The following is a 322-nucleotide window of genomic DNA, read 5'->3' on the forward strand; positions in this document are numbered from 1 at the left end:
TGGGTCGAGACTGATGCGGGCGTAGCTCAGGGGTAGAGCATAACCTTGCCAAGGTTAGGGTCGTGAGTTCGAATCTCATCGCCCGCTCCAGTTTCTTCGATCAAAAAGACCGGGTCCTGGCCCGGTCTTTTGCGTTTGGCGGCAGCGGGATCGGCAATGGATTTTTTGCTTGCACCGGGCGGCGGCCTGGCCTAAATCCCCCTTCACCGGCGGGCAACCACCGAGTTGAGACTGATGCGGGCGTAGCTCAGGGGTAGAGCATAACCTTGCCAAGGTTAGGGTCGTGAGTTCGAATCTCATCGCCCGCTCCAGTTTCGCAGAC

Annotated in this window: 2 tRNA genes; both read left to right on the top strand. The window is 58.7% G+C overall.

The features are described from left to right. The first annotated feature begins 15 nt into the window (after positions 1-15). A tRNA-Gly gene (locus tag H1S04_RS00010) sits at positions 16-90 on the top strand. A 146-nt stretch (positions 91-236) separates the two neighbouring features. Continuing rightward, positions 237-311, top strand: a tRNA-Gly gene (locus H1S04_RS00015). The last annotated feature ends 11 nt before the right edge of the window (positions 312-322 follow it).

Origin of the sequence: Paracoccus sp. S1E-3 (assembly GCF_013868135.1) — a bacterium.
Classification (GTDB): domain Bacteria; phylum Pseudomonadota; class Alphaproteobacteria; order Rhodobacterales; family Rhodobacteraceae; genus Paracoccus.